Raw genomic sequence first — 9,528 nt, 5'->3', positions numbered from 1 at the left:
AGGCTTCAACACGCCGATGATTATTCCTACTGGGATTGCTCAATTCTATCAAATTAGAGACTGCGGCTCAAGCCGCAATGTCGCTTTTCCGCCCCTGGCTAAAGCCGAGGGGCTACCAAGCTCCCGGAAACTTTACGTGTTAGCCGCTTATTTTGATCTAGTTTTTCACGAAAAAATTATGTGAGCGCCTAACGCACCCTACTGGACTACTTAAAGATTTACTTCGATAAATATTTATCAAAACCCGTTTAACCACTAACTACTAACTACTAACTACTAACTACCGTGACTTTTGGGGGTAGCTTGCAGGAGGAAATAATGCACACAACCTTTGCAACCATTGATGGGAATGAGGCTGTAGCCCGTGTTGCTTACCGTTTAAGTGAAGTCATAGCCATTTATCCTATCACCCCCTCTTCAGCGATGGGTGAATGGGCTGATGCTTGGTCGGCGTCAAACCGTCGTAATTTGTGGGATACTATTCCCAGTGTAATCGAGATGCAGAGTGAAGGTGGAGCGGCTGCGGCTGTACATGGGGCGCTACAAACAGGTTCTTTAACTACCACATTCACCTCATCCCAGGGATTATTGTTGATGATCCCTAATTTATATAAAATTGCTGGAGAATTAACTAGTGCGGTTATTCATGTTGCTGCTCGTTCTCTAGCTACCCACGCTTTATCGATTTTTGGCGACCATAGTGATGTCATGGCAGCTCGTGGTACTGGGTTTGCGTTGCTGTGTTCTGCTTCTGTGCAGGAAGCCCATGATTTTGCGCTGATTGGTCAAGCTGCGACTCTGGCGGCGCGAGTACCGTTTATGCACTTTTTTGATGGTTTTCGGACTTCCCATGAAATTCAGAAAGTCCAGTTACTCGAAGATGATGATTTACGATCGCTCATTGATGAAGAATTAATTCTCGCCCATCGTACCCGTGCTTTAACTCCAGATCAACCGGTATTACGGGGAACAGCCCAAAACCCCGATGTTTATTTTCAAGCCCGCGAACGCGCTAACCCCTACTACAATGTTTGTGCAGAAATAGTCCAGCAAGTCATGGACAAGTTTGGGGAACGCACAGGACGACATTATCAAATTTACGAATATTATGGTGCCAGCGATGCCGATCGCGTGATAGTTTTGATGGGTTCTGGTTGTGAAACAGTCCATGAAACCGTAGATTATCTCAACGCCCGTGGTGAAAAAGTCGGTGTTGTCAAAGTCAGATTATATCGCCCTTTTGATGTTGAAAGATTTGTTCAGGCTTTACCAAAAACCACAAGAGCGATCGCAGTTTTAGATCGTAGCAAAGAACCAGGTTCAGCCGGCGAACCGTTGTATCTTGATGTTGTCACGGCTATTTATGAAACCAATCTAAAATCCAAAATCACGCCACGTGCTACAACGGGGGGAACCCCCGCAACGCAGTGGCTCCAAAATCTAAAATCAATAGTTGGTGGTCGCTATGGTCTTTCTTCTAAAGAGTTTACCCCGGCGATGGTACGGGCGATTTTTGAGAATCTTGCCCAACCACAACCGCGAAATCACTTTACTGTTGGTATTAATGACGACGTTAATCATACTTCTCTGAATTTTGATCCCAATTTCTCAACTGAACCAGACCATGTTGTCAGAGCCATGTTTTATGGTTTGGGTTCTGATGGGACGGTGGGTGCAAATAAAAATTCAATCAAAATTATTGGTGAAGAAACCGATAACTACGCCCAAGGTTATTTTGTCTACGATTCCAAAAAATCTGGTTCGATGACAGTTTCTCACCTACGTTTTGGGCCGAAGCCAATTCGCTCTACTTATCTGATTGGTAAAGCGAATTTCATCGGTTGCCATCAGTGGGTATTCTTGGATCGGGTAGATGTACTGAAAGATGCTGTATCTGGGGCAACTTTTTTACTCAATAGTCCTTATGATGCTGATACTGTCTGGGAAAATCTACCAGAAAAAGTACAGCAGCAAATTATTAGCAAACAACTAAAATTTTACGTTATCGATGCTACTCAAGTCGCCCGTAATAGTGGCATGGGTGGACGCATTAACACTATCATGCAAGTATGCTTCTTTGCCTTAGCAGGAGTTTTACCCCAAGCAGAAGCGATCGCCAAAATCAAGCAAGCTATTGAAAAGACATACGGTAAAAAAGGTGCAGAAGTCATCCGTATGAATCTACAAGCAGTGGATCAGACTTTGGAAAACCTGCACAAAGTCGATGTTCCACAACAAATAGAAATCCAAAATCCAACATCCAACATCCAAAATCTTGACAGTGCGTCTGAGTTTGTGCGAGAAGTCTTAGGCAAAATTATGAGGTGGGAAGGGGATGATTTACCTGTAAGTGCTTTACCTGCGGATGGAACTTTCCCCACGGGTACTTCTCAATGGGAAAAACGCAATGTAGCGCTAGAAATTCCGGTTTGGGAAGCGGATGTTTGCGTACAATGCAGTAAATGTGTGATGGTTTGTCCCCATGCGGCAATTCGCAGTAAGATTTACGCAGAGAGCGAATTAACAAATGCTCCAGTAACATTCAAGTCTATCAATGCCAAAGATAAAGACTTTGCTGGACAGAAATTTACGATTCAAATAGCACCGGAAGATTGTACAGGATGCGGTATCTGCGTTGAAATTTGCCCTGCAAAAAATAAATTGCAGCCAGAAACTAAAGCAATTAATCTCAAACCCCAGCTACCTTTACGGGAGCAAGAACGGGAAAACTGGAATTTCTTCTTAAATTTACCCAATCCTGACCGACGCCAACTCAAAGTAAACCAAATTCGCCAACAACAACTGCAAGAACCATTGTTTGAATTTTCCGGTGCTTGTGCGGGTTGTGGCGAAACGCCTTATTTAAAACTACTATCACAATTATTTGGCGATCGCGCGATGATTGCCAACGCCACTGGTTGTTCTTCGATTTATGGTGGTAATCTCCCAACAACTCCTTGGACTAAAAACTCTCAAGGTAGAGGGCCAGCATGGTCTAATAGTTTATTTGAAGATAACGCCGAGTTTGGTTTTGGTTTTCGCTTATCTTTGGATAAACATGCTGAGTATGCGGCGGAATTATTGCGAGAATTGGGGATTGGGGATCAGGGATTGGGGATTGGGTTAATTTCTGAGGATTTAGTTCAATCTATTCTTAATGCTCCGCAGAAAACAGAAGCAGATATTCACGAGCAAAGACAAAGGGTAGAATTGCTTAAACAGCAATTAGATAATGTAGAGACGTACCATGGTACGTCTCTTCATGGTACGTCTCTACATGGTACGTCTCTAAAATCCAAAATCCAAAATCTCAAATTGTTAGCTGATTATCTTGTTAAAAAGAGTGTCTGGATTGTTGGTGGTGATGGTTGGGCTTATGATATTGACTTTGGCGGATTGGATCATGTGCTTGCCAGTGGTCGGAATGTTAATATCTTAGTCATGGATACAGAAGTATATTCCAACACCGGCGGACAATCTTCCAAAGCAACTCCACGGGCTGCGATCGCCAAATTTGCCTCTAGTGGTAAGCCTGCTGCCAAGAAAGATTTAGGATTAATGGCGATGAGTTACGGTAATGTCTACGTAGCGAGTGTAGCATTAGGCGCTAAAGATGATCAAACACTAAAAGCATTTTTAGAAGCCGAAGCTTACAACGGCCCATCACTGATTATTGCTTACAGTCATTGCATCGCCCACGGCATTAATATGACCACAGCTATGAATAATCAAAAAGCTTTGGTAGAATCAGGTCGTTGGTTGTTGTATCGCTATAACCCAGAGTTGCGAGAACAGGGTAAAAATCCTTTGCAATTGGATATGCGATCGCCTAAACAATCACTAGAACAGTCAATGTATCAAGAAAATCGCTTCAAAATGCTTGTGAAGAGTAAACCCGAACTTGCTCAAAGTCTACTACAACAAGCGCAAGCAGAAGTAGACGCCCGTTGGCAATTGTATGAGTATTTAGCAGCACAATAAGTTATGGATTAAATAATTCATCTGTGGTTATCAGTTTGAGATAACCAGAACACCCTGACTTGTTGCAGAAGTCGGGGTTCTTTTGTTTTTGGTATTGATATCAGGTTCGCTTGATTACTTATAATTCCCAAAGAACCCCACCCCGGTTTTACCTAACGCTAAAACCTCCCCTCCCCGCTTGCGGGGAGGGGTTGGGGGTGGGGTGCAATGATTGTGGGAAGTATAACTAATTATCCGAACTTGATATGAGAGCGATCGCACTTCATGAGACATTCGCTCATCATGTGATTGATGAAATTACGTTTATGATAAAACTTTCACAGGACTTACGCACGGGTCACAGGAAAACAAACCACAGAGACGCAGAGTACACAGAGGAATGAGAGTTTGAGAGGTTTTTTGCGTAAGTCCTAATTTTCAAGCACTGTTGGGTTTCGCAAAGCCTCAACCCAACCTACTATTATCCTTAACTGAACCGTATTGACTTATAGTGAAACGGGATTACTTCCAATACTGCTCGGATAAGACAAATCAATTGACATTTAAATCCACCAGAGACGCGATATATCGCGTCTGGTACAACCCCAAAATTATGACGAAAAATCCTATCCCTTGCAGTATTGGGATGACTTCAGGCTTTGATTGTTAATGACAAATTATTTTTTCTTAATATTTCTTAGTTAAAATTGTAATAAAAGTACATTCCTAGTTAACAAAAGGAGCGGTGAGTGATGGAAAGCACCGAGTTTAATAGGGTTCTGCGGCGGATAGCTACAGTATTATCTGTCGTCATTCTTACCCTATCTTTGGTTGCAGCTTCTACTGGCATTTTGTTGTCTATTTACTACGAACCAGCAGCAGGTAGGGCTTATCAGTCGTTAAAACTAATAACAGATCAGGTGCAATATGGTTGGTTATTCCGCAAAGCCCACAATATTGCAGGTAATGGAGTAATTGCGATCGCACTCGTGCAAATTGTAGTGTTATTTTTAGGTAGACAGTTTCGCAAGAGTTGGTTATCAGCCTGGATTAGTGGAATCTTCTTCACCCTAACTGTAATTGGCTTAAGTTGGACAGCAATGATTTTAAGCTGGGATCAAGAAGGATTCTGGCGTTTTAGCATTGAATTGGGAACCGTTGAAGCAATTCCTTTGATTGGTTCGCAGCTACGCGAAATCCTAACTGGTGGTGGCGCAATTAGTACGCTCACGATCCAAAGACTCTACACCATCCACAGTTATATTCTTTCCATAGCTGCCATTATCATTTCTGTGGTGCATTTATTGAGCGTATTGTGGCAAGAAAAACAAATGAAAGCTCAACTTGGCAACTCTGAAGGTGATAAATTAGCATCGAGTAATATTCAAGGTGCGGGAGCATCACTAGCAGAAAGTTGAGATTGAGATAATTTAGTGATCGGAATTTCCTCAACTTCCGGTAGTTTTTCTAAAGAGAGGCGATTTGCATCTCTACCACCCGATAGACGTTTCAAAAGATTCGGTCTGGGATCATGCAAGAGGTAGATAATGCGATCGCCACTTTGCCAAGCTTCACCCGCAGGCATGATTTGCAATTTCTCATCCCGTTCTAAAAATAGTGGTACTAACTCCCCAGTCCGGATTAATGCTTGCAACTGAACCTTTTGCAATGAAAAACCAGGTTCTTTAAGTGTCGTCATCCCTAGCTTGACTTGCTCATCTTTGAGATATTGATTCCAGGTTTTAATTTGAAAGTCTGCTATAAAAGCCTGGTTCACTTTAGTATTATTTTTACCATTATTAGCTTGGGGATCGCGGGGAAAAATTGCCAAGACGCGGGGTGGGTTAAACTCTTCTGCGGCTCGTTGGGCTAACACAAAATTCACCTCACCATTTTTGGTCATTGCCAAAAAAGTCCCCATCGAAGCCAATCCTGCTTCTTCTAAAACATTGGCATCTAAAGCACTACTAGTTAATACTCGTAGGTTTTCGGCCTGGGCTTGTTGACTTGCTTCAGGATCAGTGTCAATCATGACAACAGTTTCTCCTCTCTCTTGTAGCAGCCGACCAATAAAAATACTCAAAGGATTGCAACCAACAATTACCGCCCCTGTCGCTTCTTTGGACGTAATTTCCAACCACCGAGCAATCCAGCCAGCAGTTAGCCCCTGACAGAAAACTGTCATGATAATTGTCAAGAAAACAAGGGCTTTAATAGAATCACCACCGTTAATACCGTGTTTAGTCAGTAAAATCGCAAACAAAGAAGCTACAGAAGCAGAAACAATCCCTCTAGGTGCAACCCAGCTCAGAAATAGTTTTTGTTGCCAGTTTAAGTCGCTGTTCCAGGTACAACACAAAATATTGATTGGACGGACAACAAACATCAACGCCAAAACAGTAAATAAGCTACCCCAACCTAGTGCAAACAAACTGTCAATAGATAAATCAGCAGCCAGTAAGATGAATAAGACTGAAACGCAGAAAATTGTCAACTGACCTTTGAAGTGTCGCAGAAGCCGTTCTTCTGGCACCGAAGCGGTTCCAAACACCACACCAGCCACTACAGTCGCCATCAATCCTGATTCACTGCGGAGCATTTGTGCTAGTACAAATAAGCCCCAGGAACCAGCCAAGACTACTAGGTTTTTGACCTCAAAGGAAAGAAAATTGGCATATTTGCAAATTAACGCCATCAGCCACCCACCTACGGCACCAATTATGCCACCAATACCTAGTCGCATGAGCAAGCTGCTGATCGCCCCAAAGGCATCGGCATTATCATTTAAGATCGTGTTCAGCACTACTACGGCTAGAATGGCTCCAACAGGGTCAATTAAAACTCCTTCACCCTCTAGCAATGTGGCTACTGGTCGTTCCACATTAATTTGCTTAAGTAGAGGACTGATTACCGTCGGCCCTGTGACAACTACTAAAGAGGCGAACAGAAAAGCGATCGGCCAAGGAAATTCACCCAGCCAGTGAGCCGCCATCGTCCCACCAAGTAACGTGATTAAAGTTCCCAAAGTTACAAGTAATTGCAAACTTGTAGAAACTTTGTTTAATTCTCGCAATTCTAGGTTAAGTCCGCCTTCAAACAAAATTATTGCCGTTCCCAGAGCGACAATAACTTCTAACCCAGTGCCTAACAAATGGGGATGCAATAGCCCAAAGCCGTCAGAGCCAAGCAGAATACCAAACAGTAATAAAAATACAATACTGGGTACTCGGAGGTACGCAGCTATTACCTGAGCGCTGATACCCGCAACGACGGCTATAACCATCTGCAAGGTGATTTCAAAAGATGCTTCCATGTTGTAGATTTTGAGCTATGTTTTTCAAAATCTCTTGTAAAGAATTGTAAAGATTTAACTGACTAGGTGCAACATCACAACTTAATTTTTTTTGATGAAGTAGAAAAATCTTTTCTACTTAGTTGCCTATAATACAGCAATTTGTTCGGATTGGTTAAAAAGAGAGGGTGCTAATGCTTGATTTATCAGCTTTTGAGTGTCATGTTTACCTCCTAAAGTGCATTTTTTAACCATTGGCGATGAATCACTTTTGCTTCCACTAAGTTTAACCTGCTGCTATTTAAAATTTTGCTATCAAATTATTCGTTTGACCTGTTGACATTAAAAGTAAAAGCCGCTAAATTTATAAAAGTGTGAACCGCGCCCCCATCGTCTAGAGGCCTAGGACACCTCCCTTTCACGGAGGTAACGGGGATTCGAATTCCCCTGGGGGTATCGTTTTTGATACCGAAGCCAGATCCGTAAAGCTAATTCAAAGCCTTGCGGAACTTGTCTTTTGGCTGTTAACTGATAAATTTGGGAATTAATAACTCTAGAAATTTTGCTTTCGTATTTACTCCATACTTATTCCAGACCAGTTTTAGTACAAATGTTCGTAAAAAATGCGATTGAACGCAGTAGAAATAGTCGTTAGATAAGTTTTTGCAGCCTGAAAGTTTGTGTCATTGTTACTAATGACAATTCTTTGGACACAAAAGCTAATTTCATCGAAAATTTCCAGGCGCTAATATAAGGATAAGCAAACTCTGCATTTACCTTTTATACAAAACGCGCCTGTGATATCTATTGACCTGAACTCTTTAATCAGCGCAATTACTGGCATCGTAAATCCGACTTCTTTGATCAAAGATAAGATTCAGCGCAGTGAAATAGTAATTAAATTATTAAAACAATTTAAACTTGACCCTGAGCATCCTCCCGCTGATTTTAGCGGTGTTTACGCCTACGCCTTGGTAGAGTATGGTGTTGGCAAGCCTCAGCCAGTCCTTGAACTTTTCCGAGAACAAGAGATCAAACAAGCTTTTCGCAAAGCATTCGACCACAATAACCCTTCAATTCTTCTGTCTGAAGTCGAAGCTTTTGTCGATGCTTGTGCATTAGGTGATGAAATCAAAACTTTGGAACTTGACATCAGGCGGGAAGTCGCCGCTTTTAAGAGAACTCTTGCATAAATATTTTGTGGTATAATCAAGGGTTATTTTAATTTCAGTTTTTGGCAATTCAAATAGTAAGAGTTTATAAATTTTTTCGCTCAAGTATTATCAGGCGATCGCTAACTAAAAAAAATGGCAGCAAACGTTGTTTCAGTTATTGATTAATTACTGAAATTATTTGATAAATTTGATTTTTTAATCGATTTATATGGCTAATTCGTGATTATAAATTCCCGCAATTAAATTCGACCTTAAGCCAAAACGTCGGTGACGATTTCGATATCTATAATCCAAAATATTGAAGATTTTTAGACGACGATTAACGTGTTCAATAGTGATTCTTAATCGATTGATCTCTCGATTATATTTCTTTTGTTCTTTCATCAACCTTCCACCCTTTGTTTTTTTAATTGGTGTTTCACTCAATTGATGAATTTTATTAATTCCTTGATACCCTTTATCCGCTATGACTTTGAGTAATTCTCCAAATCTTACTCCACTGGTTTTAAATAGCCTAAAATCATGAATTCTCCCCTTACCATGCCCTAAGCAGATGATTTGACTAGTTTTTTGATGAATAACTACCTGTGTTTTTAAAGTATGCTCTCCTTGTTTACCGCTAAAAAATCTTTTTTGCCCTCTCTGCGGTCTTTCAATTGGGCTTTCCATCACATCCATTACAACTAAATCTTCCTCGGATGACATTAGACATAATTCTTTTTTACCAGGCAGACTAAACTTTCTTGACTTAATTAAAATATTTTCAATTTTATAAACTATCCGACAAACCGCAGATTCCGAAAGCCCCCAGTCTAATCCAATATGGTAATAAGTACGGTATTCTCTCCAGTATTGAATAACCATTAAAACCTGGTCTTCAATAATTAATTTAGGACGGCGACCGGATTTCTTTTTATTTTGCTCCGAAGCTTTGACTAACTCAACCATTAACTCAAAAGTTCTACGGCTTACTCCGGTCATGCGCTTAAATTTTCTTGAAGTAAGCTGTTTGGCTTTCTCTATCTTCACTGCTGATCAAATTCCTAATCGCAAATTATCAAACTTTTAATTATACCACAAAACACTTTTGCAAGAGTTCTA

At 41.2% G+C, this 9,528-nt stretch carries 5 protein-coding genes, 1 tRNA gene and 1 pseudogene; 5 read left to right on the top strand and 2 right to left on the bottom strand.

What is annotated here, in order from left to right; all coding sequences use genetic code 11:
* The 3 genes from ACE1AT_RS10255 to ACE1AT_RS10245 all read left to right on the top strand — a co-directional run.
* Window positions 1–184, top strand: a 184-nt coding sequence (locus tag ACE1AT_RS10255) for a hypothetical protein (protein WP_374867885.1), incomplete at its 5' end; no start/stop codon positions are given.
* A gap of 134 nt (window positions 185–318) precedes the next feature.
* Complete coding sequence (gene nifJ, locus ACE1AT_RS10250) at window positions 319–3,981, top strand: pyruvate:ferredoxin (flavodoxin) oxidoreductase (RefSeq protein ID WP_374867883.1); 3,663 nt, start codon at window positions 319–321, stop codon at window positions 3,979–3,981.
* A 731-nt stretch (window positions 3,982–4,712) separates the two neighbouring features.
* A complete protein-coding gene (locus ACE1AT_RS10245; RefSeq protein WP_374867881.1) occupies window positions 4,713–5,378 on the top strand; it encodes a cytochrome b N-terminal domain-containing protein in 666 nt (221 codons plus the stop codon).
* On the opposite strand, the gene ACE1AT_RS10240 is transcribed toward ACE1AT_RS10245, so the two are convergent.
* Window positions 5,345–7,273, bottom strand: coding sequence for a cation:proton antiporter (locus ACE1AT_RS10240; RefSeq protein ID WP_374867879.1), 1,929 nt, complete (start codon window positions 7,271–7,273; stop codon window positions 5,345–5,347). The genes ACE1AT_RS10245 and ACE1AT_RS10240 overlap by 34 nt on opposite strands.
* A gap of 362 nt (window positions 7,274–7,635) precedes the next feature.
* On the opposite strand from ACE1AT_RS10240, the gene ACE1AT_RS10235 reads away from it, so the two are divergent.
* Window positions 7,636–7,708 (top strand) — tRNA-Glu (locus ACE1AT_RS10235).
* Window positions 7,709–8,058: 350 nt separating this feature from the next.
* Window positions 8,059–8,427 (top strand): annotated as a pseudogene (locus ACE1AT_RS10230) (hypothetical protein); the annotation flags it as partial.
* A gap of 204 nt (window positions 8,428–8,631) precedes the next feature.
* On the opposite strand, the gene ACE1AT_RS10225 reads toward ACE1AT_RS10230, so the two are convergent.
* A complete protein-coding gene (locus tag ACE1AT_RS10225) occupies window positions 8,632–9,456 on the bottom strand; it encodes an IS5 family transposase (RefSeq protein WP_374867877.1) in 825 nt (274 codons plus the stop codon).
* Window positions 9,457–9,528: the final 72 nt, after the last annotated feature.

It is taken from the genome of Pelatocladus sp. BLCC-F211 (genome assembly GCF_041928655.1).
In the GTDB taxonomy this organism is placed as follows: domain Bacteria; phylum Cyanobacteriota; class Cyanobacteriia; order Cyanobacteriales; family Nostocaceae; genus Pelatocladus.
Note: the sequence above shows the minus strand (reverse complement) of the source record. Positions and strands in the feature narration are given on the sequence as shown.